The 25,138-nt window shown below is 71.4% G+C and carries 22 protein-coding genes; 13 read left to right on the top strand and 9 right to left on the bottom strand.

Annotated features, from left to right (window positions below):
- The first annotated feature begins 33 nt into the window (after window positions 1-33).
- From ACQP03_RS10605 to ACQP03_RS10595, 3 genes are all read left to right on the top strand, one after another.
- Window positions 34-786, top strand: coding sequence for a GNAT family N-acetyltransferase (locus tag ACQP03_RS10605; RefSeq protein WP_357171470.1), 753 nt, complete (start codon window positions 34-36; stop codon window positions 784-786).
- 140 nt (window positions 787-926) lie between these two features.
- Window positions 927-1,382 carry a hypothetical protein gene (locus tag ACQP03_RS10600; RefSeq protein WP_357120618.1) on the top strand — a complete coding sequence of 152 codons (456 nt, stop codon included), beginning with the start codon at window positions 927-929 and terminating at the stop codon, window positions 1,380-1,382.
- A gap of 2 nt (window positions 1,383-1,384) precedes the next feature.
- Complete coding sequence (locus ACQP03_RS10595; RefSeq protein ID WP_357120621.1) at window positions 1,385-1,687, top strand: winged helix-turn-helix domain-containing protein; 303 nt, start codon at window positions 1,385-1,387, stop codon at window positions 1,685-1,687.
- Between the two features lie 255 nt (window positions 1,688-1,942).
- Here the strand turns inward: ACQP03_RS10595 and ACQP03_RS10590 are convergent, their stop codons facing one another.
- From ACQP03_RS10590 to ACQP03_RS10580, 3 genes are all read right to left on the bottom strand, one after another.
- Window positions 1,943-3,538 (bottom strand): Na+/H+ antiporter, encoded by a 1,596-nt coding sequence (locus ACQP03_RS10590; protein WP_357120624.1) that lies wholly within the window; start codon window positions 3,536-3,538, stop codon window positions 1,943-1,945.
- An 88-nt stretch (window positions 3,539-3,626) separates the two neighbouring features.
- Window positions 3,627-4,238, bottom strand: coding sequence for a YdeI/OmpD-associated family protein (locus ACQP03_RS10585; protein ID WP_357120627.1), 612 nt, complete (start codon window positions 4,236-4,238; stop codon window positions 3,627-3,629).
- Between the two features lie 136 nt (window positions 4,239-4,374).
- Entirely contained in the window at window positions 4,375-5,643 is a 1,269-nt protein-coding gene (locus tag ACQP03_RS10580; RefSeq protein ID WP_357396920.1) for a cellulose-binding domain-containing protein, read from the bottom strand.
- A gap of 384 nt (window positions 5,644-6,027) precedes the next feature.
- On the opposite strand from ACQP03_RS10580, the gene ACQP03_RS10575 reads away from it, so the two are divergent.
- The gene (locus ACQP03_RS10575) at window positions 6,028-8,010 is read left to right on the top strand and encodes a GTP-binding protein (RefSeq protein WP_357396917.1); all 1,983 of its coding nucleotides are present in this window, start codon (window positions 6,028-6,030) and stop codon (window positions 8,008-8,010) included.
- On the opposite strand, the gene ACQP03_RS10570 is transcribed toward ACQP03_RS10575, so the two are convergent.
- Window positions 7,973-8,473 carry a YcxB family protein gene (locus ACQP03_RS10570; protein WP_357120636.1) on the bottom strand — a complete coding sequence of 167 codons (501 nt, stop codon included), beginning with the start codon at window positions 8,471-8,473 and terminating at the stop codon, window positions 7,973-7,975. The two genes, ACQP03_RS10575 and ACQP03_RS10570, sit on opposite strands and share 38 nt — an antisense overlap.
- A gap of 93 nt (window positions 8,474-8,566) precedes the next feature.
- Here ACQP03_RS10570 and ACQP03_RS10565 point away from each other — a divergent pair, with 93 nt between their 5' ends.
- A complete protein-coding gene (locus tag ACQP03_RS10565) occupies window positions 8,567-9,127 on the top strand; it encodes a hypothetical protein (RefSeq protein WP_357120639.1) in 561 nt (186 codons plus the stop codon).
- 22 nt (window positions 9,128-9,149) lie between these two features.
- Complete coding sequence (locus ACQP03_RS10560; RefSeq protein ID WP_357120642.1) at window positions 9,150-10,370, top strand: MFS transporter; 1,221 nt, start codon at window positions 9,150-9,152, stop codon at window positions 10,368-10,370.
- An 11-nt stretch (window positions 10,371-10,381) separates the two neighbouring features.
- Here the strand turns inward: ACQP03_RS10560 and ACQP03_RS10555 are convergent, their stop codons facing one another.
- Window positions 10,382-11,620, bottom strand: coding sequence for a hypothetical protein (locus tag ACQP03_RS10555; RefSeq protein WP_357171463.1), 1,239 nt, complete (start codon window positions 11,618-11,620; stop codon window positions 10,382-10,384).
- 272 nt (window positions 11,621-11,892) lie between these two features.
- Between ACQP03_RS10555 and ACQP03_RS10550 the strand changes: the two genes are divergently transcribed.
- Window positions 11,893-13,416 (top strand): RICIN domain-containing protein, encoded by a 1,524-nt coding sequence (locus ACQP03_RS10550; protein ID WP_357120646.1) that lies wholly within the window; start codon window positions 11,893-11,895, stop codon window positions 13,414-13,416.
- Window positions 13,417-13,487: 71 nt separating this feature from the next.
- Here ACQP03_RS10550 and ACQP03_RS10545 read toward each other — a convergent pair whose 3' ends face one another.
- Window positions 13,488-14,615 (bottom strand): glycoside hydrolase family 53 protein, encoded by a 1,128-nt coding sequence (locus ACQP03_RS10545; RefSeq protein ID WP_357120649.1) that lies wholly within the window; start codon window positions 14,613-14,615, stop codon window positions 13,488-13,490.
- Window positions 14,616-14,640: 25 nt separating this feature from the next.
- Window positions 14,641-15,831 carry a cellulose binding domain-containing protein gene (locus ACQP03_RS10540; RefSeq protein ID WP_363660928.1) on the bottom strand — a complete coding sequence of 397 codons (1,191 nt, stop codon included), beginning with the start codon at window positions 15,829-15,831 and terminating at the stop codon, window positions 14,641-14,643.
- A 224-nt stretch (window positions 15,832-16,055) separates the two neighbouring features.
- Between ACQP03_RS10540 and ACQP03_RS10535 the strand changes: the two genes are divergently transcribed.
- The 4 genes from ACQP03_RS10535 (at window position 16,056) to ACQP03_RS10520 (ending at window position 19,822) form a co-directional block, all read left to right on the top strand.
- Window positions 16,056-16,883 (top strand): SAM-dependent methyltransferase, encoded by an 828-nt coding sequence (locus ACQP03_RS10535; protein ID WP_357120655.1) that lies wholly within the window; start codon window positions 16,056-16,058, stop codon window positions 16,881-16,883.
- A 172-nt stretch (window positions 16,884-17,055) separates the two neighbouring features.
- Window positions 17,056-17,430: a hypothetical protein gene (locus tag ACQP03_RS10530; RefSeq protein ID WP_357120658.1), complete on the top strand. Its 375-nt coding sequence runs from the start codon at window positions 17,056-17,058 to the stop codon at window positions 17,428-17,430.
- A 209-nt stretch (window positions 17,431-17,639) separates the two neighbouring features.
- Window positions 17,640-18,371: an alpha/beta fold hydrolase gene (locus ACQP03_RS10525; protein WP_357120661.1), complete on the top strand. Its 732-nt coding sequence runs from the start codon at window positions 17,640-17,642 to the stop codon at window positions 18,369-18,371.
- A 95-nt stretch (window positions 18,372-18,466) separates the two neighbouring features.
- Window positions 18,467-19,822, top strand: a complete 1,356-nt coding sequence (locus tag ACQP03_RS10520) for a carbohydrate-binding protein (protein ID WP_357120664.1) — start codon at window positions 18,467-18,469, stop codon at window positions 19,820-19,822.
- Between the two features lie 40 nt (window positions 19,823-19,862).
- Here ACQP03_RS10520 and ACQP03_RS10515 read toward each other — a convergent pair whose 3' ends face one another.
- Window positions 19,863-20,528 carry a TMEM175 family protein gene (locus tag ACQP03_RS10515; RefSeq protein ID WP_357171458.1) on the bottom strand — a complete coding sequence of 222 codons (666 nt, stop codon included), beginning with the start codon at window positions 20,526-20,528 and terminating at the stop codon, window positions 19,863-19,865.
- Window positions 20,529-20,676: 148 nt separating this feature from the next.
- Window positions 20,677-22,992 (bottom strand): ATP-binding protein, encoded by a 2,316-nt coding sequence (locus ACQP03_RS10510; RefSeq protein WP_363660929.1) that lies wholly within the window; start codon window positions 22,990-22,992, stop codon window positions 20,677-20,679.
- A 121-nt stretch (window positions 22,993-23,113) separates the two neighbouring features.
- On the opposite strand from ACQP03_RS10510, the gene ACQP03_RS10505 reads away from it, so the two are divergent.
- Both ACQP03_RS10505 and ACQP03_RS10500 read left to right on the top strand, forming a co-directional pair.
- The gene (locus tag ACQP03_RS10505; protein ID WP_357120673.1) at window positions 23,114-23,716 is read left to right on the top strand and encodes a hypothetical protein; all 603 of its coding nucleotides are present in this window, start codon (window positions 23,114-23,116) and stop codon (window positions 23,714-23,716) included.
- A 148-nt stretch (window positions 23,717-23,864) separates the two neighbouring features.
- Window positions 23,865-25,127 (top strand): prolyl oligopeptidase family serine peptidase, encoded by a 1,263-nt coding sequence (locus ACQP03_RS10500; protein ID WP_357396886.1) that lies wholly within the window; start codon window positions 23,865-23,867, stop codon window positions 25,125-25,127.
- Window positions 25,128-25,138 lie beyond the last annotated feature (11 nt).

Here is a 25,138-nt window from a genome sequence, read left to right as displayed (position 1 = left end):
GAACTTTCCCCCGCCGAGCCATGTCCTGAGGGTATGACCACGTACTCCATCCACGACCTGGAACCACAGCTCGCCGCGAACCGCACGTACTGGTGCGGTTGGGCCGGCGGCCAGCCCGACACCGACCTGCCGACCTATCGCACCGACATCCCGCACCCGCTTCTCAACGGTGTCCTGCGCGTACGCGGGCGGCAGCTCGACGACGCGATCACGGAGGCGAGGAAGCACCTGACCGGCTCGGTCTGGGGCTGGTGGGTGGGTGCGGACAGCGACGAGGGCACCGCCGAGGGACTGCTCGCGCGCGGCGCGACCCAGATCTCCGACATGCCCGTCATGGCGGTGGACGTGACCACGCTGGCCGAGGTCGAGGGCCCCAGCGACCTGCGGATCCAGGTCGCCGCCACGCCGGCCGAGATGCGCGAGTACGTCGAGGCGTACGCCGGGCCGCTCGGCGTCCCCGGCGACCTCGGGCTCGTCGTCGACCGGGAACTGTCCTTCGCCTATCCGGACGTGATCCGCCTCGCCGGCATCGTGGACGGCCGCACCGTGGGCACGTGCACCCTGTCGCTCGGCACCGACGTCGGCGCTCTGTACTGCATCGCCACCCACCCCGACCACCGTCGCAAGGGCATCGCGACCGCCCTCACCCGCGAGGCGCTGCGCATCACCCGCGCGGCCGGACTGCGGATCGCCACTCTCCAGGCGAGCAGTGAGGGCGAGCCGGTGTACCGGCAGATCGGCTTCGACACCGTCACCCGCTACCGCCTCTACCAGCTCCCGGAGTGAGTCCGCGGCGCTGTCGGGCGGGTCGTACGCCGGTCGGCGCGGCAGCGTGGTGACCGGTTCGGCAACAACTTGCTCGTACGGAAAGTGAGTGTTAACTTTCCGTACGAGCAAGTACTTTCCCTAGCTCAAGGAGTTGCGCGATGAGCACCACCCCGACCCCAGAAGAGGCACGGCGAGCTCTCGAGGACGTCGACCGGCGCCGGGACCAGACGGCGGCGGCCGCCAGCCGGTCACGCTGGACCTGGCTCGCGGCCGGAATCCTCGTCGCGGCGTACGGGATCGTGGCCGACCGTTATCCGGACTTCGTGCGCACCTACGGCACCACCATCGTCATCCTGCTTCTGCTCGCCTCGATGGCGGCCAACACCCGATGGGGAGCGGCGCTGCTGCGGCGTCCGGTGCGTCCCCGGGCCACCCCCGACACGTCGAGCCTGCTGTGGTCGGCCCTGGTGCTGGCCCTCCTGATCGGTGGCGCGGCCTTCGCCACCGCCCTGGACGTCCCGCACCTCTGGGCGTGGTTCGGCCTGGTGGGTGGTGTCCTGCTGGCCGCCGCCGGGCCGTGGTGGCAGCGCCGCGTCCTCACCCGCCCGGCCTGACCGTGGCGGCCGACCCGAAGCTGGACCCGGTCCTGCTCGATCCCACCCGGCTGGCCATCCTGGCGCTGCTGGCGGGGACCGAGTGGGCCGAGTTCGCGTTCGTCCGCGACGCCATGGACCTGAGCGATTCCGCCCTTTCCAAGCGGATCTCGAACCTGAGCGACCGCGGTTACGTCGAGGTGCGCAAGGGCTACGTGGGCAAGCGACCCCGCACGTGGATCAACCTCTCCGTGGCCGGGCGGTCGGCCCTGAGCGGCCACATCGCCGCCCTGCGGGACATCGCCGCCCGCGTGGACGGGCCTTAGTCCGTGTGTCAACGACTGCACCCGCTTCACCCACGTCATGGCCGCGATCCGGGTCGAGCGACCAGGGCCCGTGCGACTGACGGCGACAGCACCCTGATGAGCGTGATGCCTGTGAGTCATCTAGATGACTCACAGGCATCACGCTCATCAGCAATACCGCCGCCGCTCAGCGACCGGCCCCGACCGTGTTGATCGCGGCCTCGTTCCAGGCCACCGTCACCATCGCCGCGCTGCTCCAACCTTTGAAGATCCGGCCTAGCGGTTGTCGTTGTCGCGGCGCTGGGTCATGTGGACCTGTTCGAGGTCGAGTCCGTCCTGGACCCGGCGAAGCACCTCGTCGTCAATCTCGCCCGCGTCGCGCATGCGCACGACGGTCTCGTGGCGGTGGTCGATGACCGCGAGGTGCAGGTCGGCGTACTGCTTCTCGTAGTCGGCCGCGGCCTCGTCCGGGCCGGCGGGGGCGTCACCGTCGCGCAGCACCCGCAGCCGGCGGTCGTACTCCGTGCGCAGCTGCTCGTGCACGTCGTCGCTCGTGCCCAGCTCGGCGGCCATCGTGGGCAGGGACTCCAACGCCCGGTCCATGGACGTGATCTCGGCCTGCCGGCGTTCCCGCTCGGCCTCGGAGTCGGCGCCCAGCCCGGCCCAGCGCGTCACCCGGGGCATCAGCGGCGCCTGCACCAGCAGGGTCACGGCGATCACGACAGCCGTGACGAAGACGATGAGGTCACGGTCCGGGAACTCCGCTCCGGAGGGAAGCGTGTGCGGTACGGCCAGCGCCGCCGCCATCGACACGGCGCCCCGGAACCCGGCCGCCGACATGAGCGCCCGGGGACGCCCGCTCAGTCGTCGTTCCCGCTGCTGCGGTCGCCGGTCGATCGCCCGGATCACGTACGGGCTGGTGAAGAGCCAGCCGAAGCGCACCGCGACGATGACCGCGCAGACCACGAGCGCGACGAGCATGCCGTGTGCCAGACCGGTGTGGTCCAGCCCGCGCACCGCCGACTGCGCCTCCAGCCCCACCAGGACGAACAGCGCGGCGTTCGCCAGCATGGTCACGAACTCCATGACGGTGTGGACCTGCCGGCGCGCGTTACCAGGGAACAGGCGTGGCGAGGCCCGGCCCACCCACAGTCCGCTGACCACGGCCGCGAGGACGCCGGACACCTCGGCCGCCTCCGCGATCAGGTAGGCGGTCAGGGGTGTCAGCAGCGCGAGCAGATTGTGCTGGAAGGGGTCGGTCAGCCGGCGACGGATCTGCAGGACGAGGAACGTCACGACCGCGCCGGACGCGATGCCACCGAGGTACGAGAAGGCGAACAACCCGGCGACCCGACCGACGCTCAGGTGCTCCTCGCCCAGGGTGATCCCGACCGCGAGCGTGTAGATCACCAGCGCCGTACCGTCGTTGACCAGGCTCTCCGCGCGCAACGTGGTCGCGATACGACGGGGCAGCATCCGGCCCAGGACGCCGACCGCCGTCGCGTCGGTCGGCGCGACGGCGGCGCCCAGCACCCATGCCGCTCCCCAGCCGAGCCCGAGCGCGTGCGCGGCGACCGCCACACCGGCCGCCGTCGCCACCACGAGCAGGGTGCTCAGCAGCACGATGACCCGCAGGTTCCGGCGCATCTCGCGCAGTGAGGAGGAGAACGCCTCCCAGTAGAGCAGCACCGGAAGGAACACCAACAGGACTGCCTCGGGCGGCAGGTGCACCCCGCGCAGCGCGGGGGCGAAGCCGAGGAGGACACCGGCGATCAGCAGCAGCACCGGCGGAGCGATCCGGAGCCGACGGGCCGCGCCCGTACCGACCAGGATCGCGACACCGACCGCTACGACCAGGGCGAGGCTGGACACGAGGTTTCCGCTGTCCTTCGTTCGGGGGTGACTCGGACCCGGCAAGGATGACCGGACCCAGTGGACGGCTACTTGACGCTCCCCCGGGTCACGACGACGGAGGGCTCGACGGCCTGGCCTTCTGCGGGTACGGGGTCTCGTGGCGGGCGAGCATGGCGACGAACTCGGCGATCTTCCGCTCGCGGGTCTCAACCCGCTTGACCGCGTTGACGCGGTGGATGAGAGAGAACCGGTTGGTCTTGGTGAGCACGTCGAACATGGCCTGGGCGGCGGGATCGGCGGCGATGGCGGCGAGCAGGTCGGCCGGCACCTCGGCTTCCGATGGCGGAGCGTACGCGGCCGCCCACCGCCCGTCGGACTTGGCGGCCTCCACCGCGGCCCGGCCGGCGGGCGTCATCCGCCCCTCGGCCTCCAGCCGCGCCACGTGCGCGACGTTGCGTTGTGACCAGATACTGCGCGGACGGCGGGGGGTGAACCGGATCCAGGAGGACTCCTCGTCCCGCTTGCGGGCCTGCCCGTCGATCCAGCCGTAACAGAGCGCCTCGTCGACCGCCTGCTGCCAGGTCAGCGTCGTGACCGTGCCGCCCTTCTTGGTCAGGGCCAGCCAGACGCCCGGCGACGTGGCGTGGTTGGCGGACAGCCACCCGCGCAGCGCCTCGGCGTCCACGACGATCAGCTCCTGGAGTTCGGCGCTCGCCATGACAGCAGGCTATCGTCGCGCCGGTCGGCCAGCCTCCACCAGGTGGGCCGTTCCGGCACCGACCAGCGGTGGGCGCGGGGACGGCCGGGGGTGCGGCACGTCGACCGTGCCACACCCCCGATCCCACCTCCGGTGGTCAGCAGCCGATCCGACTGGCTCCGACCGCGACGTCGTCGTACCAGAGGGTGTCGGACCCGTTGCCGTAGCTCTCCCAGCCCAGCTTCAGGTCGGTGAGCTGCGGTCGCCAGGTGCGGTTGTACCACTGCCCGTCGATGTCGTGCGTGGGTACGCCGTCCGCGGTCAGCCCCGCGACGGCGGCGCCGTCCAGCCAGGTGCGGAGCTGACCGGACGAGCCGTCCACCATGAACTCCAGGCAGGTCCACCGGTTGGTGGGCAGCGGCACGCTCTGTGCCACCCCGGCCGGGCTCTGCTCCGGCAGGGTCGCGTCGTCGGAGGCGCGGTTCCACTGCAGGGCGCCGTTCTGGCCGCCCATCCGCAGGTCCCGGTTACCGTCGGCGGCGTCGGTCATCGCCATCATCGTGGTGTGGTCGGTGGGCTGGGCGGTGGTGTGCCGGACCCAGATCCGGCCGTAGCGGACGCTGCCCACGCTGCCGAGGTTCTTCGTCGACCTGATGAAGACGTGGTTGCAGTACCCGGCCGCCCCGTTGATCCGCACGGCTCGGCTGCCGCTGTGCGTGGTGGTCGTGTCGATGGTGGCGGTTCCGGCGCCGGAGCAGTCCGGGCTCACGACGGCCCAGTCGCCGGACGGTGTCGAACCGGTCTGGTTCTCGAAGCCGTCGCAGAGCACCGCTCCGGCACAGCCGACCGGCGGCGGCGTCGTCGGCGGGGGCGTCGTGGGCGGGGGCGTGGTCGGCGGCGGCGTCGTGGGAGGCGGCGTCGTCGGCGGCGGCGTCGTCGGCGGCGGCGTCGTCGGCGGCGGCGTCGTCGGCGGCGGCGTCGTCGGCGGGGGCGTCGTCGGCGCGACGCCGTTGCACGGTACGCCGTTCAGGCTGAAGCCGGTCGGCGCTCCACCGCTGGTGCCGTACGTGCCCTGCACGCCGAACTCGGTGACGCCACCGGCCGGAATGCTTCCGTTGTACGACATGTTGCGGGCGGTCACCGTCGATCCGGACTGGCTGACCGTGGCGTTCCAGCCGCTCGTGACGCGCTCGTTCCCGGCGTACGTCCAGGTGACGGTCCAGGTGGAGACGGCGGTGTCGCCCGGGCTGACCTTGACGCTGGCGGTGAAACCGCCGGGCCACTGGTTGGGCGTGTAGTCGACCCGGCAGCCCTGGGCGGCCGCGGCCGGCGCGACGAGCAGGGCCGTGCCGGTCGCGGTCACGGCGGCGGCCAACGCGGCGACGACCGCGAGGGTCGGGGCGGGGCGGGCGCGGAGAATGGTCATGGGAAGTCCTTCTGCCATCAAGCGGGAGACCGGCGCGGCAGCGCGCGTCCGGGGCGGACACGGCGACACGCCGGGTACGGCGCGGCGATGCGCCACAGCGAGTGGTCGATGCGTACGACCGACGTGCCCGGCTCGAGGTGAAGCTGTCAGTCACCGCTTCGGGTTGTTACCCGGAACGCAGTGACGCCCGCTCCCAATGTATTGACAGACCACTATCTAATCAAGCGCGCGTAAATCGGTGGCCCGACGCCGGCGGCCGTGCCAGCCTGGCCGGAGAAGGACCGGGCCCGCACGGCCCGGCACCACCAGCAGACGGGAGCACGGCGATGCGAGGACTCGAAACCCCGCCCATCCGGACGCGAGCTTTCGAGGACCAGAGCGCCTGTGCAGACCATCAACCTTGGCATCGTCGCCCACGTCGACGCCGGTAAGACCAGCCTGACCGAACGCCTGCTCCACGCCACCGGGGTCATCGACCGGCTCGGCAGCGTCGACGCGGGCACCACCCAGACCGACACCGGAGCGATCGAGCGTCGGCGGGGCATCACCATCCGCAGCGCCGTCGCCTCGTTCACCGTGCGCGACCGCCAGGTCAACCTGCTCGACACCCCCGGGCACAGCGACTTCGTGGCCGAGGTCGAACGCGCGCTCGGGGTGCTCGACGCGGCCGTGCTGGTGCTGTCGGCCGTCGAGGGCGTCCAGCCGCACAGCCGCCGGATCATGCGCATCCTCCGGTCGCTCCGGCTGCCCACCCTGATCTTCGTCAACAAGATCGACCGGGTCGGCGCCCGCGTCGACGAGCTGGTCGCGGACACGCGCCGGCTCCTCGCGCCCACCGTCGTCCCGCTGGGCACGGTCCGCGCGCCCGGCACCCCCGACGCCACCTACCGGCCGCGCCATCGGGGGTACGACCACAGCCTCGCCGAGGTTCTCGCCGAACACGACGACGAACTACTGGCCGCCCTCGTCGACGACCGGCCGCCCGACGCCGACAGCGTCGACGAGGCCCTGCGGGCACAGGTCGCGGCGGGGCAGGCGTACCCGCTGCTGTTCGGCTCGGCGCTGTCCGGGGCCGGCGTACCGGAGCTGCTGGACGCCATCGCGGCAGTGCTTCCGCCCGCGCCCCCGGGCGAACCCGACCCGCGAGCGCGGGTGTTCGCCATTGAGCGCGAGCCCTCCGGCGAACGCGTGGCCTACCTGCGCTCGTACGGCGGGCAGTTCCGGGCGCGGGAGCGGGTCACCGCGTACCGCCGGGAGTCGGACGGCCGGACCACCACGACGCACGGGCGGATCACGCGGCTCGACGTGGTCGGCGCGGCCACCGACCAGGCCGCGCTGACCGCCGGCCACATCGCCCGGGTCGGCGGCCTGACCGAGGTACGCCTCGGCGACCAGCTCGGCAGCCCGGCCGGCCTCGACGGGCGGTCGTACTTCCCCGCGCCGACCCTGGAGGCGGTGGTGCGACCCCGCGACTCGTCCCAGACGCTGGCGCTGCACGCCGCGCTGCTGGACATCGCGGACACCGACCCGTTCCTGCGGACCCGGGTGGCCCCCGAGGGCGGCACGAGCGTGCTGCTCTACGGCGAGGTGCAGCGCGAGGTGCTGAGCGCCACGCTGGCCGAGACGTACGGGGTCCAGGCGGAGTTCGGGCCGGGACGGCTCATGCACGTGGAGCGGCCGACCGGCACGGGCACCGCCGTGGAGATTATCGGACACGGCTTCTTCGGGACGGTCGGGTTCCGGGTCGAGCCCGGCGTCGGCGTGGACTACCGGCGGGAGGTCGAGCTGGGCTCGCTGCCGCTGTCGTTCCACGCGGCCATCGAGGAGGCCGCCCGCGCCGCCCTCGACCAGGGCTGTCGCGGTTGGCCGGTCACCGATATCCGGATCATCCTCACCCACAGCGGCTACTGGTCGCCGATCACGACCGCCGGGCACTTCCGGGACCTCGCCCCGTACGTCCTCATGCAGGCGCTCGCCGAGGCCGGCACCCGGGTCTTCGAGCCGTGCCGCCGCTTCGAGGTGGAGGTGCCGGCCGACCGGCTCGGCCCGGTCACGTCGTACCTGGGCCGGCTCGGCGCCCGGGTCGACGGCACCGACGACGTCGCCGCCGGCTGGCGGATCAGTGGCGTGCTGCCGGCGCGGCTCGAACTCCAGGCGCAGCGGCGTCTGCCCGACCTGTCCAGCGGGGAGGGGCTGTGGTCGTCGACGCCCGGCGGCGACCGACCGGTGTCCGGCGAGCCGCCGCGCCGGGCCCGCACCGACGGCAACCCGTTCGACCGGGCGGAGTACCTGCGCTTCCTCGCCCAGCCGAAGAACCGACCCGTAGCCGTCAGGGACGCGGGCCCAGGAGGCCCCGGTCGGCCATGAAGGCGCGCAACGTCTCGGCGTCCTCGGCGGACATCAGCCACCGGGGGATCACGGTCGCCGGCATCCGGCCGACGAACACGATCCAGAAGTCCGGGTTGTCCCCCACCCGCGCGACCCCGTCCCAGGCGATACCGCCGGACTCCGAGCCGCTGCGCATCATGATGTTGTCGTCGGTGATCTCGTACGCGCCCTCGACGGCGTAGTCACCCGAGCGGCGGCGGGCCCGCGAGCGTACCCAGGGCAGGTAGAGCATCGACAGCACGCCCGCGAGCACCAACGTCAGCCACAGCGGGGACGCGCGCTCACCCCAGCCCAGCCCGCGCGAGAACACCAGGCCGACCGCCCCGACCGCCACCAGCACCGCGCCGATGTAGCTGAACCGACGCAGTCGGACACCGGCGAGGGTGGCCGCCACCCGAGCGGGGTAGGCGTGGTCGGCGGGTACGTCGAAGCGGATGCGCACCCCAGAACGATAGTGCCTGCATCGGCCCGGGTCGCGGCGGACGTGGGGTCGCGGACGTTTCGGCCGCAGTGGCTTTCGGGTAGCGGATGGCGCATGAACCGCGATCTCCTGAAGGCCGTCCAGGTGGCTTGGGGGCTGCCGGAGTTCCGCGACGGGCTGCGACACCTCATCGACCTCGACGAGGTGTCCGTGCTGCTCGGCACGCTGGCCGTGCCGGATCACGACGGTGCGGTCGACCGCAGCCTGGTGGACCTGCTGCGCTCCGGCCTGGAGACGGTCGAGATCCGGGAGGCGGTGTTGCTGCTGCTGGAACGGGACGAGGTGCGCCGGCCGCTCGTGGCGGCGGCGGTGGAACCGCTCGCCGACCGACCGGGCCTCGCCGCCGCCATCGCCTCGGCCGCCGAGGATCCCGGGGTACGGCGTGCGGTCCGGGCGGCGCTGGACAGCGCCAACGTGCGTGAGCTGATCTGGCAGGCGATGGAGAACCAGCTCAGCGACCACCGGTTCGGCATGATCCGCCGGGCGGCGGCGCTGTTCGTCCGGCACCCGAGCGTGCGGCGGCTGGCGTGGGCCGCGCGCCGGCACGGCGTGCTACGCGAACTACGGCGCGGACCGCTGATCGACCAGGGGCCCTCGGCCGGCAAGGGGCTTTGACACACGCCCTTAGCGTGGTGGGGTGGCCGCGCCTCGCCCGGCACCGCCCCCGCACCTGAGCCGCCCGCTGACGTTCCTGCTCGCGCTGGCGGCCGGCGCGGCCGTCGCCAACCTGTACTGGGCGCAGCCGCTGCTCGGCGTCATCGCCGACGACCTGGACGCGCCGACGTCCACGGCCGGCTGGCTCGTCACCGCGACGCAGATCGGGTACGCCGTCGGCGTCCTGCTGCTCGTACCGCTCGGCGACGTCCTGGACCGCCGCCGCTTCGTCCCGCTGATGTTCCTGGCCTCCGCCGCCGCGCTAATGCTGTGCGCGCTGGCGCCGTCGATCGGCGTGCTCCTGGTCGCGCTCGGCGTGCTGGGCGTCACGACGATCTCCGGGCAGATCCTCACGCCGCTCGCCGGGGACCTGGCCGGCGACGCCGACCGTGGTCGGATCGTCGGTGTCGTCGGCTCGGGGACCCTCACGGGCATCCTGGCCTCCCGCACGATCAGCGGACTCGTCGCCGGCGCTGCCGGTTGGCGTGCGACCTACGCCCTCGCCGCGGTCGTCGCCGCCCTGCTCGCGGTCCTGCTCCACCGCGCGATGCCGCCGCTGCCACCGCGAGCACGCATCCCGTACCCACGGCTGCTGTTCTCGGTCGCGGCGATGGTCCGGCGGGAGCGGGCGGTCCGGTGGACGCTGGTCCTGGCCGCCGCCGGCTTCGCCGCCTTCTCGCTCTTCTGGACGGCGCTGACGTTCCTGCTCAGCGGTCCACCGTTCCACTATCCGCCGGCGGTGATCGGGATGTTCGGGCTGGTCGGACTCGCCGGTGTCCTCTCCGGCCTGCGCGGTGGTCGTCTGCACGACCGCGGCTGGTCACTTCCGGCCACCGGGGCGGCCTGGGCCCTGGCCCTGGGGGCGTTCGTCGTCGCGGCGTTCGGCGGCCGGTCCCTCGTGCTTCTCATCACCGTGGCCGTCGTGGTCGACGTCGCCTTCCAGACGCAGGCCCTGCTCAACCGTGCACGGTTGTTCGCCCTCGCGCACGAGGCGCGCAGCCGGCTCAACACGGCTCTGGCGACCGCCAACTTCATCGGCGCCGCCGCCGGTTCCGCCGCCGCGAGCACGCTCTGGTCGGCGGGCGGCTGGTCAGCGGTCGCGATCGCGGGAGCGGGCCTGGGCTGTCTGGCGCTCACCGTGTGGGCGCTGGGACGCCGTGGCCCGCTCGTCGTCGATTGTGCCGAACCAGGTCCCGTCACCTGAGGACGAGCGGGTCAGCGCGCCTGCGTCTGGTCGACGATCGGGAACGCCCGCCGTACGGCCGCCAGGAACTCGTCCCGGCGGGAAGCGTAGGTGCCGACCGCCGCCCACAGCGCCTCCAGGGCGGCCTGCAACGGATCCGACTCGCCGGCGGCCACGAGGGCCGGCAGGGCCATCGCGACCGGGTCCACCGGGCCGTCGAGCGCCGCGCGCAGCAGGTCGGTCGGCGCGGCATCCCCGCGGCGCAGCGAGGCGACGGCGATCGTGACGGTCGCCCTGCCCTGGATGCGTGTCCTGAGCGCCGTCGTGTCGGTGAAATCGGCGGGCAGCGGTCCACCCCGTTCCAGCGCCGTCCACGCGGGCCTCATCCAGTCGAGATCCGCGATGCCCGCGAGGGCGCACGCCTGCCGCGCCGCCCAGACCGCGATCTCGCGTTGGGTGACGGCGTCGGCATCGGCCACCCCGTCGACCAGGTCCCGGTCCAGCAACAGCATGCCGTGGATATTGCCGCGTACCTGTCGGAGTCGCTCGCTCGGCAGACGCCCGCCCCAGCGCCGCAACTCCTCGCGCCGCCGGTACTCCTCGTTGCGGCGATCCTCCTCCGCCCGCCTGCGCACCTCGGCCTCAACCCGTTCCCACAGCGTGAGCGGAGCCGGCAACCCGTGCGCCCAACCGTGCCAGTACGCCGCGTTGCCGCTGCCCTGGCGCAGCACCGCGTCGGCACGGACAGCGCCGTCACCCGGGTCGCCGGCCGCGCTGGCCTCCGGCCAGAAGCAGAGCAGGTAGCGGTCCGGTCGTCGGTCCAGGTAGGTGTGGTCGTCCTCGTCGATCTCGTCGGGGTCGAGCCCGCCGAACGGATCGCTCCCCTCGTCCATGCCCGCCGCGCAGTACCGCACGCGGTAGGCCGGCAGCCGGCCACCGTCACTCTCCTGCGAGGTCAGCGGCAGGTGGGCCAGCGCCCCATCGCCCCACGGGACCAGGTCGACCACCGGGGCCCTCGGCTGGAGCGACACCTCCACCACGTCCTCCCACTCGGCGGCTGCGGTCGGCGGCTCGGCGTCGTGCAGCTCGATCCGGAACCGGACCCGTCCGGAGTGGGTGCCGGTCATCAGGAACAGCGCGCCCGGGTGTCCGGCCCCGCATAGTCCGTTGACCTGCCCGGCGAACGCCCGGTCCATGTCGGGCAGCTCGCGACTCGTCACGTAGATCTGCCCATAGTCGACCGGCGCCGGGCCGTCGAAGAGAACGCGCATCGAGCGATCCTGTCATCGACCGATCGCCCTCCGCTGCCCCGCGACGAGGCGGCCGACCACCTCGTCAGTGAGAAACGTCGATGCCTTGACACTCCACATGCGATCGCTAACACTTGGCTGCAACACGCGCTTAACACACGGAACACACGCTGTCCGCGTCAGGGTGAGGGGCCGGGTCCACCCGCGCGGCACGCCAATCACGCCGCGATTCGACCGATCATGTCCGCGGTTCGTGTTAGCGCTAACACATTCACCACCGCCTCGGAGGCATCATGGTCACACCACCCGCTGACCGCGCACCTGATTCGACGCACGATCCTCGCCTGTTACGACGGACGCTTGTCGCCCTGGTGGCCGTGCTGACGGCGATGGTCGGCGGCATCGCGGTCCGGCCCGGGCCGGCCGCTGCCGCCACCAGCCAGTTCCGGGGCATGAACTGGGCCGTGCTGGGCGACAACTTCAGCACCGGCCCTCTCGTCGTACAGGGCCTGAGCATGTCCGACAGCAACGCCACCGTGCGCGCCAAGGCCAACGCCCTCTACGACGACATGGCGTCCACGCTGGGTGTCAACACCGTCCGGCTGCCCATCAACACCCACACCGTCGGGACGGCCTGGTGGGAGGCGTATCGCGGTGCCATCGACGCCGCCACCGCCCGTGGGTTCAAGGTGATCCTCGCCTACTGGGAGGACGGCGCCGCCTCCGGCGGCAGGATCACGAACCTCGCCGCGTGGAACGCGATGTGGTCCACGGTGACCAACACGTACGGCTCGAACACCAACGTCTACTTCGAGCCGATGAACGAGCCGCACGGCTACAGCTCGGCGGAGTGGCGCACCGTCGCGGCCAACTGGCTCACCTACCACTACTCGGCCCCGCCCGGCCGGGTGCTCATCGGCGGCACCGGCTTCAGCCAGGACCTGCGTGACATCTGTAACGACAGCCGCTTCAACGCCACGCTGCTCTCCTTCCACTACTACGCCTTCTTCTACGGCGCGATGACGTACGACGCGTTCCGCGGCCACATCCAGACGCGCCTCGGCAACTGCGCCTCCCGGGCGGTCGCCACCGAGTTCGGCGCGCCCATGAACGACGGCCGCAACTACGCCGACCCGAACAGCACCGACAACTTCGTGCGGTACATCCGCGCCATGGCCCAGGTCATGCGGGACAACCAGATGGGCGGCACCTACTGGCCCGCCCTGGGCGGCAAACCCGGCACCATCGGCTACGACTGGTACTCGATGTACGCGCTCAGCGGCGGCGGCACCGACCTCAACCTCACCGTTCGCAACACCTCCGGCGCGGACCGGATCCGCTACGGCTGGGGCGACACCATCGGCGGCGGCGACCCCACGACGCCTCCCCCGACAACGGGGACCTTCTACCGGGTCGACGTGCGGCACAGCGGCAAGGCCATGGACGTCCAGTCACCGAACACGAACAACGGCGCCCGCGTCGGCCAGTACACGTACGGCGGCAACGCCTGGCAGCAGTGGCAGTTCCAGGACGCCGGCAGCGGCTACTGGCGCATCATCAGCCGCAACAGCGGGAAGTGCCTCGACGTGACGAGCGCCTCGACCGCCGACGGCGCCGAGCTGATCCAGTACACCTGCGGCAGCGGCGCCAACCAGCAGTTCCAGATGGTCACCAACGGCAGCTACTTCCAACTTCGCGCCCGGCACAGCGGCAAGTGCGTGGACGTGCCCGCCGCGTCGACCGCGGACGGGGTGGTCCTCAAGCAGTACACCTGCAACAGCGGAGCCAACCAGCAGTGGTCGCGGACGGCCGTCTGACGACCGGCACGCCAGCGCCCCCGCTCATCGTCGTAACGGTGCGCGGGGGCGCGTCGTCCGTCCCGCGAAGATCAGGGCGTCCAGCGTACGTTCGGGTTCACCCGCCCGGACCAGTCGAAGACGGCCATGTTGTCCCACTGGTTTCCGGTGCCGTTGATGTTCGCCGGGTCCCAGCCGTTGCCGTTGACGGCGTACCAGGTCGGCTCCCAGTAGAAGACACCGATGGCCCCGGCGTTGCGGGCGGTGTTCTGCACCCAGTCGAACTCCTGAGCCTGACCCGACCAGGTCGCGCTGATGCCGTCGCACGTCGCGTCGCCGATGGCGTTCGGCTCGCTGTCCGCGTTGTTCCGCGTGAAGGGGTACGCGGTCTCCGCGATCACCACCGGCCTGCCGTAGCGACCGCGCAGGTCGACGATGTTGTTGTAGAGGTTCGCCAGGCTGCCGTGCCACATGCAGTAGTAGGACAGGGCCGTGATGTCCCACTGCACGCCCTGGGCGCGGATGCCGTCGTAGAACCAGCGGGCGTTGGCGTTGCTGTCGGCGTTGGCGGTGTGGATCATCACCGGGATGCCGCCCCCGCACGCCTTGGTCGCGTTGTAGCCCTGCTTCAGCAGGCCGGCCAGCGGGCGGAAGTCGTTGTTGACGACCTTGCCCTCGTCCCACAGCATTCCGACATTGATCTCGTTGCCGATCTGCACGCTGTCCGGCAGGGTGCCCTGCCCCCGCAGGCCGGCGCAGACGTCGTAGGTGAAGTTGTATACGTCGGCGCCCAGTTGGCTCAGGGTGTGGCCGGCCCACGCGACCGGCTTGTACTGCTTGCCGGGGTCGGCCCAGGTGTCCGAGTAGTGGAAGTCGATGAGCACCTTGAGGCCCTTCGCCTTCGCCGCCCTGGCCTGGGCCAACACCCTGCTCTTGTTGTTGTAGCCGCTGGTTGGGTTGTTCCAGACGCGCAGTCGGACGTAGTTCACGCCGACGGACCTCAGGATGTCCAGTGGGTCACGGGCGACGCCGCCGGCGTCGTAGTACCGCGCGCCCAGGTCGAGGCTGCGCTGCAACGAGGAGACGTCGGCGCCCCGCATGGTGAGCGTGTTCGCGGCGGAGGCGGGCGCGGTCAGGCCGCCGAGCGTGGTGGAGACGACGAGGACGCCGGCCAGGACAGCCCCGGCCAGGAACCTACGGCGACGGTGCGGTGTGCTCACGGGACTCCTCGGGAAGGGGGCGGGCTCAACCCACCGCGCACTGGGCGCCGTTCAGCGTGAAGCCGAGCGGCGGCGCGTCGCTGGCGCTCCACCGCCCCTGGATGCCGAAGGTCGTCGAGCCGTTCGGCGCCAGGACACGGTTCCAGTCGACGTTACGGGCGGTCACGGTGGAGCCGGTCTGGCTGACCGTGGCGTTCCACGCCGAAGTCACCTGCTGGTCTCCGCTGAAGGTGAAGGTGACGATCCAACCGTCGACCGGTGCGGCCTGGGTGTTCTGGACCGTCACCGTCGCCACGAAGCCGGTCGGCCACTCCGACTGGTTCCGGTAGGTCACGCGGCACGTCGAGGGCGGCGGGGGCGACGGCGTGGACGTCGTGGGCAGGGTGACCGTGTTGGACGCGATCGACACGTTGCCCACCGCGTCCCGGGCCCGTACGTAGTACAGGTTCTGCAGCGGCGTGGACGCGGGCAGCGACGTCGTGTACGTCGTTCCCGGCACGGTGGCGATCAGCGTCGAGCTGAACCAGCCGTCGAAGCGGTAGACGTTGTACCCGAGCACGCCGACGTTGTCGGTCGACGGCGACCAGGACAGGGTGCCGTTCGAGGCGGTCACCTCGGTGACCGTCAGGTTCTGCGGGGCGCTCGGCGGGGTGGTGTCCCCGCCGGTCTCCGTCACCGGCGTGACCACGGTCAGCGCGTCCGTGGACGTCGACCGGTGCCCGAGGGTGTCCCGGGCCGCCACCCGGAACGAGTACTGCTTGCCCGGCCCGATGTACGAGGTGATCGTGGTGCTGGTGACGGCCCCGACGCTGGCGCTGTAGATGACGTCGTCGAACGCCTGGTAGTACGTGATGTCGTACCCGACGATGGCGCAGCAGCCCGGCCTGGCGGCCGTCCAGGTGAGGGTGACCGATCCGGTGCGTACCTCGCTGGCGGTCAGGTTGGTGGGCGGGCTCGGCGGGAAGGGTGAGGTGCCCGGCGTGCCGGGCGGCGTGGTGGGCGGCGGTGGCGCGGTCCCGGTCGGTTCGGCGGCGGGCACTGCGCCGCCGTGCGGCGCCGGGGCGACCCCGGGGTACGCGGCGGGGGCGGCGGTGCCGGCGTCGGCCGCCGGCGCGATGCCTGCCACGGTCACGACCACCGCCGTCGAGAGCATGGCGGCGACCAGCAGACCCGGACCGAGACGGCGGAACAGCGAGGACGACGAGACGCCTGTCATACGTCGACGATGCAGCCGTCATATCGATGATCGCCAACGTATCTCATTACTCGGTCGCCTCTCTTTCGGCGTGTCACCCGGTGCGTGCCCTGGTGGGGAGACGATTCACTGGGAGCGATACCAGCCGGGGCGGAATTCCGCCCGCCCGATCGCTACACTCGCCCCAACGCCGGCACCGTCCACAGTCCTCAGCCTGCGCTGATTCGAATCGAATGGAGACGCCTGTGACCCGCGACAAGGCGGCACCCCCGGGCATCGACCCCCGCATTCCCAGCGTGGCCCGGGTCTACGACTTCTTCCTGGGCGGCAAGGACAACTTCGAGGCGGACCGACAGGTCGCCGAGCACGCCCTGCGGATCACCCCGGACGGGCCGGCAGCCGGCCAGGCGAACCGGGCCTTCCTGCGTCGGGTGATCCGCTTCCTGGTCTCCGAGGCGGGCATCGACCAGTTCCTCGACATCGGATCGGGGCTGCCCACCCAGGGCAACGTGCACGAGGTCGCCACCGAGCAGAACCCGAAGGCTCAGGTGGTCTACGTCGACAACGACCCGATCGTCCTGACGCACGGCCGGGCACTGCTCGCCGCGGACGGCACCGCGACGGTGATCCAGGCGGACATCCGGACACCGCAGGAGATCCTGCGCCACCCGGACGTGCAGCGGTTCCTCGACTTCGATCGGCCGGTCGGGCTGCTCCTCTTCGCGATCCTGCACCACCTGGGCGACGACGAGGATCCGCGCGCGGTGGCGGCGGAGCTGATCGACGCGCTGCCCTCGGGCAGCTACGTGGCGATCTCACACTTCCGCGACCCCGGCGAGCGGGACCCGGAGGGCTCCCGCAAGGCGCGCGAGGTCGAGCGGGTCTTCAACGAGTCGCTGGGCACCGGCCGCTGGCGTACGGACGAGGAGATCCTCTCGTTCGTCGACGGGCTGGAGGTGCTGGAGCCGGGGCTGGTGCCGCTGGCCGAGTGGCGGCCGGCGCCGGGCGCGTCCGCGCCACAGCAGACCGACACCTATCACACCTTCGTCGGGCTGCTCGCCCGCAAACCATAGGCTTCACCCCCGATGCGGTCCGTCGGCGAGAGCACTCGTCGACGGATCCGTCGTGTCGTGCCCGGCCGAGCCCTACCGACCCCCGAGACGGCTCACCCCTAGTTATTGACGACGCAAATTTCCACCGGTAGCTTAAATTTACATTGATAGTCGTCTATCGAAGGGGGCAGCCGTGCACTGGAAGTCCATCGCCGTTACCGCGTCCGTCGCGGGCGTCCTGGCCACCGCTCCCGCCGCACCCGCCGCGGCCTCCGGTGTCTGGGGTCCCGGGAACTGCCCGCAGGGCACGTTCTGCGCCTGGCCCAACTGGGACCACCCGGCGGAGGGCCCGACTGCGCCGCCGTCCCTGGTGACCAGCACCGAGTGGTCGGGCAGCGTCCCGGTCTTCAACTACTACAACCACACCTCACGGAACGCCGAGATCACCTGGTCCTACACGTACCTCGGCACGCCCCTCACCGGCACGGAGTGCGTCCGCCCCGGCGACGGGAACTTCTACGTCCCCATGTTCGTGACGAAGGTGACCTGGCAGACGCGTACCTGCTGAGACGCCACCCGTGCGGGCGGGTGCCCGGCATCCGCCCTCCGGGGCCTGGGTCTCCGTCTGACGTCGACGCTCCTCGCCGGGCGGAACGGACATCTCCACGCACGGTCGAAGCCTCGGCGTTCGCGCCTTGCCGCTACCCGCTTGGGGAAGAGTGTCGGGTGAGGCAGCTCTGTGCGCCGACGATTCCGCGTATCGGGTAGGAGACTCCGATGACCGATGGACCCCAGGGCGATCCCGCCCGCAACGTCGTCCTGGTGCACGGCGCGTACGCCGACGGCTCCTCCTGGTCCGACGTCATCCCGCTCCTCCACCGGGCCGGCCTGACCGTGACCGCCGTGCAGAATCCGCTGACCTCTCTGTCCGACGACGTCGCCGCCACCCGCCGGGCCCTCGACCGCCAGGACGGGGCGACGGTGCTCGTCGGCCACTCCTGGGCCGGTACGGTCATCACCGAGGCCGGGGACCATCCGTCGGTCACCGCCCTGGTGTACGTGGCGGCCCGCGCGCCGGACGCCGGCGAGGACTTCACCGCGCTCGCCGCCCAATTTCCCACGCCGCCGGCGAACGCGGGCCTGGTCCACAACGACGGGTACGCGCAGCTCAGCGAGAGCGCCTTCCTCGAAGACTTCGCCGGCGGCGTCGGCGAGGCCCGTGCGCGTGCCCTCTACGCCGTTCAGGGTCCGATCGCCGACGACCTGTTCAAGGCCCGTACGACAACGGCGGCCTGGCGGGACAAACCCTGCTACTACTCCATCTCGCGGCAGGACCGTACGACCGCACCCGAGCTCGAGCAGTTCCTGGCCGAGCGGATGAACGCGACGACGATCGAGGTCGACTCGTCGCACCTCGCCATGGTCACCCACCCGGAGGCGATAGCCGACCTCATCATCATGGCCACCCACGGCACCCGGAGCCCGGCACCGAACAGCACCGCCCGGTGACGTTCCACAGGTTATCTGTAAACAACCCTTGATATTAAACGTCACGAACGTCAATATGTGGAGGTCGCGGGTCGCCGAAGCCTGGGGAGTGAGCCATGAGAAGCCGTCGCATCGTCGCAGCGCTGGCCGGGGCGGCGATGTCCGTCGCGGCCGCCGTCGCCTTCGTCCCCAGCAGCATGGCCGCCGTGTCCTCGGGCAACGCCGTCGCGATGGTCGCCTGCACCGCACCCGCCTGGGCCGAGGGCACCACCTACCAGGTGGGCGCACAGGTCACCTACGGCGGCCGGCTCTACCAGGCTCTGGTCACCCACACCGCGTACGTCGGCGCCGGTTGGAACCCCGCTTCGACCCCGTCGCTCTGGCGTGACCTGGGAGCCTGCTCGGGAAACACTCCTCCACCCAGCACGCCACCGCCGACGACCGCGCCACCCACCACGCCGCCCCCGACCACCGCTCCCCCGACCACGGCTCCCCCCACCACGCCGCCGCCGACCGGCGGAACCTGCGGGGTGAAGTCCCGGCCGACCGGCAAGGTGTTGCAGGGCTACTGGGAGAACTGGGACGGCGCGTCCAACGGCGTACACCCCGGGCTCGGCTGGATCCCGATCACCGACAGCCGGCTCCCACAGCACGGCTACAACGTGATCAACGCAGCGTTCCCGGTGATCCGCGCGGACGGCACGGTCCTCTGGGAGAACGGCATGGACGCCGGCGTCAAGGTGGCGACCCCCGCCGAGATGTGCCAGGCCAAGGCGGCCGGCGCCACGATCCTGATGTCGATCGGCGGTGCCGCCGCCGGCATCGACCTGAGCTCCACCGCGGTCGCCGACCGGTTCATCGCGACGATCGTGCCGATCCTGACGAACTACCACTTCGACGGCATCGACATCGACATCGAGACCGGCCTCACCGGTAGCGGCAACATCAACACCCTGTCGACGTCGCAGGCCAACCTGATCCGGATCATCGACGGCGTGCTGGCCCGAATGCCGTCGAACTTCGGCCTGACCATGGCGCCGGAGACCGCGTACGTCACCGGCGGCAGCGTGGTCTACGGCTCGATCTGGGGCTCGTACCTGCCGATCATCAAGAAGTACGTCGACAACGGCCGGCTCTGGTGGCTCAACATGCAGTACTACAACGGCAGCATGTACGGCTGCTCGGGCGACTCGTACCCGGCTGGCACCGTGCAGGGCTTCACCGTGCAGACGCAGTGCCTGAACAACGGCCTCACCATCGGGGGAACCACCATCCGGGTGCCGTACGACAAGCAGGTCCCGGGCCTGCCCGCGCAGATCGGGGCGGGCGGTGGCTACCTGTCGACGTCGTTGGTCACGCAGGCCTGGAACTCCGTGCCCGGCCTCAAGGGCCTGATGACCTGGTCGGCGAACTGGGACGGCTCGAAGGGATGGACCTTCGGCGACAACGTGAAGCGCCTGCAGGGTCGCTGAGGCCCGCGCCGGCCCGCCCCGAGCCTGCGACAGGACAGGTTCAGGGCGGGCCGTCCGCGGCCTGGGCCCGGGTCCGTCTGATGCTGGCGATCTCACCGTTGATCGGTAGCCAGTAGAAGGGAATGAACGCCGCGACCGCGATCAGGCCGGCGATCGGGTGGACGACGCACAGGGCGGTTCCGACAGCGATCCAGACGGGGGCCACCCGGAAACGCCTGCTGATCGCTCGGGCGGTGGCCTCGTCGGTGGTGGACGTCAACAGACGGTGACCGCTGCTGGCGTACTGCCAGATGACGTTGAAGAGGATGGAGGCGGCCCCGTAGACGATGCCGTAGAAGACGAGCGCGGCCCGCTTGCCGGGCCCCTCCTCGAAGGCACGGGCCAGCACCGACGAGACGAACGGCAGGAACGCGATCACCATCAGCAGCAGGGTGTTCAGCAGTAGCAGCAGGCGGTCGGCGGAGCGGATGTGATCGAACATGACGTGGTGGTTCACCCAGATCTGGCCGAGCAGCAGAAAGGTGACGCCGTAGGCCAGGTAGGACGGCCACAGGTCGAGCAATCCGCGCATGAGGTGTTCGGTGTCCTCGGGCGGCTTGATCTCCAGGACGAGAAGGGTGATGGCGATCGCCATGACGGCGTCGCTGAAGGTGACCACCCGGCTCGGGTCACGTTCCGCTCCGAACGGCCTCCGGGATCTGGTCACCCCGTTCGAGGTGGCACCGCGGGAGGTCCGGATCCTACGCATCAGCCTCCCCCACCCGTACCCGGCTGCCGCCGGAGCGCTGCCGGGAATCCCCGCCGCGCAAGGAGCTAAACCGGCACCCGCGCCGTCGTCTGGTCGGCGCGGACGCCTACCGGGCCCGCAACCTGGCGCGGACGGCTGCGGCGTCCGGGTGGTCCAGGGCCGTGAAGATGTCCAGTGCCCGCTGCCAGTCGGCTCGGGCGGAGGCGGGGTCGCCGAGTGCGAGGCGGGTGTCGCCCAGCCGGCTCAGAGTGTCCGCCTCGCCCCAGAGGTCGCCGAGATCCCGGGTCAGGTCGAGCGTGCGCTCGTAACACTCCACGGCCCGGCCGAACTGGCCGAGGTGGTGGTGTGCGTACCCGAGGCTGTCCCAGGTCGCCGCCTCGCCCGCCCGGTCGTCGAGTTGCTGGAGCAGGTCGAGCGCCTGCTCGCAGTAGGCAAGCGCCGCGAGGTGTTCGCCGATCTGCGCGTGGCACCAGCCGACGGCGTTGAGCGCGTCGGCCTGGGCCCTGCGGTGGCCGGCGGTTCGGGCCAGGACCAAAGTCCGCCTTGAGTGCTCGAGCGCCTTGCGGGGCTCGCCCTGACGGTCCCAGAGCGAGGCGAGGTTCTGGTGCGTACGCGCCTCGCCCTCGGTGTCACCACCGGCCACGTACAGGTCGAGGGCGCGTTCGAGGTGGCTGTGGGCGTCGGCGTACCGGTTGACCACGGTGTGCGCACCGGCGAGGAAGCGGTGCGCGACCGCCTGGGCGACCGGGTCGCCGAGACGTTCGGCGGCGAGCAGGGCCGCCCGGCAGGTCTCGACCCGGTCGTGCCAGTGTCCCTGCCGGTCCAGGAACGTGTCGAGGGCCCGACCCAACCGCCAGGTGTGGGCGTCGTAGCCGGCGCTCGCGGCGAAGCGGAGCGCGGCGAGCAGCACAGGATGTTCGGCGGTCAACCAGTGCAGCGCCTCCGCGTGCGAGGCGGGCCGTTCCGGACGCACACCGGCCGCCGCCGGGGCCATGAGGTGGTCGACCGGATCGCTGTGCGGGCGCAGCAGGGCGTCGGCGGCGTGGGTGGTGTGGGTGTAGTGGTCGAGGAGCCGGATCGTGGCGGCCCTGCGGTCGGGCACGGAGTCGGTGCCGTCGCTGAGTTCGGCCGCGTACGCGCGCAGGAGGTCGTGCGCGGTGAACCGGCCGGGCCGGTACTCGGCCAGCAGGTTCGCCCGGGTCAGTTCGGTCAGCAGCAGTCGGGTGTCGTCCACCGCGCGACCGGCCAGGCTCGCCGCGGCGGCCACCGTGATGTCCGGGCCGGGGTGCAGGCCCACCAGCCGGAACAGCCCGGCGGCCGGTGCGCTGAGCGCGGTGTACGACCAGGAGAACACCGCCCTTACCTCGCCGACCGCGTCACCCGCGTTGAGTACGCCGAACCGTTGACCGGCCGTGCCCAGCTCGGCCGCGAGGGTGGCCAGCGGAAAGCCGGACTGCTGGGCCCGGGCAGCGGCGATGTTCAGCGCCAGCGGCAGCCGGGCACACGCGGCGATGATCGCCTCGGCGGCGTCCGGCTCGGCGGCCACCCGTTCCACGCCGAGCCGACGGGTGAGCAGCTGAGCGGACGCGTCGCGGCTGAGCAGGCCGAGCGGGAGCGGGTGCGCGCCGTCCAGGCTGACCAGCGAGGTGAGCTGGCTGCGGCTCGTCACCAGCACCATGGTGGTGGGCGTGCCGGGTAGCAGCGGGCGGACCTGTTGGGCGTCCCGGGCGTTGTCCAGCACGATGAGGATCCGCTTGCCGGCGAGCGCGCTGCGGTACAGGGCGGCCTGGGCGTCGAGGTCGGCGGGCACCCGGGTGGCCGGAACGCCGAGCGCGTCCAGGAAGCCGTGCAGCGCCTTCGCCGCGCTCACCGCCTGCCCGCGCGGGTCGAAGCCGCGCAGGTTGACGTAGAGCTGACCGTCGTCGAAGCGATCGGCGACGCGATGCGCCCAGTGCACGGCCAGGGCGGTCTTGCCCACGCCCGCGGTTCCCGAGATCGCGGCCACCACGACGGAGGTGGGCGCGGCGACGAGCTTGTCGAGGAGGGCCACCTCGTCGTCGCGGCCGGCGAGGCTGGCCACGTCGGCGGGCAGTTGCCGGGGTACCAGCCGGCCGGGCGTACGCGGCGTGCGGCGGCGGTTCTCCTCGACGCGGTCCCGGGCGGTGGCCAACGCGCCCTGCTCGGCTGGCGTCGCGCCGAGCAGCCGGACCAGCGCGTCGAGCCGGTCGGTGGGCGGCAGCGTCTTCCCGGTCAGGTACTCCGCGATGGCGGTGTGCGACCAGCCGGTGCGGGCGGCCAGCTCCCGATAGGTCAGCTCGCCGTCGCCGTGTTGGCGTGCGTACCTGCGTCGCAACGCCCGCAACAGGCCGGCGAGGTCGTCGGACGTCTGCGCCCCCGCGGCATCCAGTGCCCTGCCCCCCACCGTCGACAATCGACGTTCGTCAGTGTACGGCGGTGTACGGAATTCCGGCCAGAGCCCGATCGGATCCGCGATCCTGCTCGTGCGCGGAGCACAGCGCACCGATCCGATCGATGGAGGTCACGTGTCCGTACACCTCAAGCCTCTGGCCCTGGCCCTGACCGTGCTCGCGGCGACGCTCGCCGTTCCGGCGGCGGCCGCGTCGGCGGCGACGCCCGACACGGCCATCTGCACGACGAAGAAGGCCTGCGCCGACGGCGGTCTCGCCGCGGCGTCGACGCACCGGGCGGCCCGCGCCATCGGCGGCGTCGGGGCCAACGTGATTCCGGTTACCCCGCCGGCCGCCTTCCCGCCGGGTACCCCCTGCTATCGCGAGGAGGTCTCCGAGCAGGTCTACGAGACCGCCACCTACTCCACCATCTACGAGCTGTACTTCCAGGCGAGCGTCTGCCTGTTCGCCACGGAGATCGTGCTGTACAACCTGGACACCTCGCTCTCCTTCCCCAACGACGTGCAGGACCCGCGACTGACCTCGATGCAGTTCGTGACGCGGGACGAGGTGTACGCCCACAGCCCGACCGAGAAGGACGGGTACTCCGAGCTGTGGGTGACCTTCTGCACCAACCCGGCGCAGCCGAACACCTGCCAGCGCTACCTGCACCGACTGGGGCTGATCTTCACCCAGGCCTGGGTGTACCCGTTCTCCGTGTTCGAGCGTCTGAGCTGACCGTCCGTCCGTGACCGATCAGGGCGCCCTCCGGGATTCCCGGCCCCGGGCGCCCTGGCCGCGCGTCCGCGTCGGTTGCCGATGGATTTCCACGCCGTTACGGTGGGGTGCCATCGACGTTTGTCTACAAACGGGGGGCCGTATGTCCATGCCTGTCACTCGCCGTACCGTGCTGGCCGGTGCGGCCGGCGCCGCTCTCGGTCTCACCCTGCCGGGCGCCGCCGCCCAGGCCGACGACCGGCACCACGAGGTCGGCGTGGGCTTCACCCTCGACGCGCGGACGCTCGACGGTGGTGAGCAGGTCACCTCGGTCACCCTCGACACCCGTCGGCTCGGCCCGATCGACCCGGCGGGGCTCACCCCGGACACGTTCACCGTGCACGCCAAGGCCACCAGCCCGCTCCCGATCGCTCCCGGCGATCTGATCTTCAGCGAGTACGACCTGGACCGCACGGTGACCGCGGCCCGGCTCGACCGGCACGGAAACATCGTCCTGGAGCTGAGCCACGCCGAGGGTCAACCCGGCGGCGGCACCCTCGGCTACATCCTGAGCAAGGGCCGCAACGTCCGACTGGACCTCGTCTACACCATCACGCAGAACACGCCGCTCGCGCGCCGCCACGGCTCCCCCCTCACCATCACGCGCTTCGTGCAGGGGCGACTGTCGAACCCCGAGGTGGACGCCTTCACCCACCACGTTTCGGGGTCGGGCCTCAAGTACCGGCTGTACTCCCCGGCACATTCGCCCCGCCACGGCCGACGGCCGCTGATCCTCTGGCTGCACGGCGCCGGCGAGGGCGCCTCCCTCCCCGACGACTACTACGACAACGAGACCACGCTGCGCGCCAACCGCGGTGCGCTGGGTTTCGCCACCCCGCAGGCCCAACGGATCTTCTCCGGCGCGTACGTCGTGGCTCCGCAGAGCACCTCGTACTGGATGGAGGACGGGCCCCGGTTCGCACCGCTGATCCGCGAGATCGTCCAGGATCTCGTGCGTCGCGAGCGCGTCGACCCCGACCGGATCTACGTGGTCGGTTGCAGCAACGGCGGCTACATGTCCCTGGAGATGACCGTCACGTATCCCGATCTGTTCGCTGCGTCGGTGCCGATCTGCGGCGTCGTCGAGCCGCTCGGCGGGCAGGGCCCGCCGCTGGTCACGGACGCGGAGCTGGCGGCGATCCGGACGCCGACCTGGCTGGTCACCTCGCTCGACGACGACACCGTGCCGCCGGAGACCAACACGATCCACGCGCACGACCTCATCCGAGGATCGCTGGTCACCCTGTACGACCACGTCGTCTGGGACGGCTACCAGTTCCCCGGTCACTGGTCCTGGATCTACGTGGCCCGCAACGACCCCAGCCACCACGGCACCCACATCTGGCAGTGGATGGCCCGCCGCAGTCGGTGATCCACCCCGCA

The organism is Micromonospora sp. CA-248212 (assembly GCF_050948405.1).
Classification (GTDB): Bacteria; Actinomycetota; Actinomycetes; order Mycobacteriales; family Micromonosporaceae; genus Micromonospora.
The sequence above is the reverse complement of the archived record's forward strand: the minus strand, read 5'-3'. Positions and strand labels throughout refer to the sequence as shown.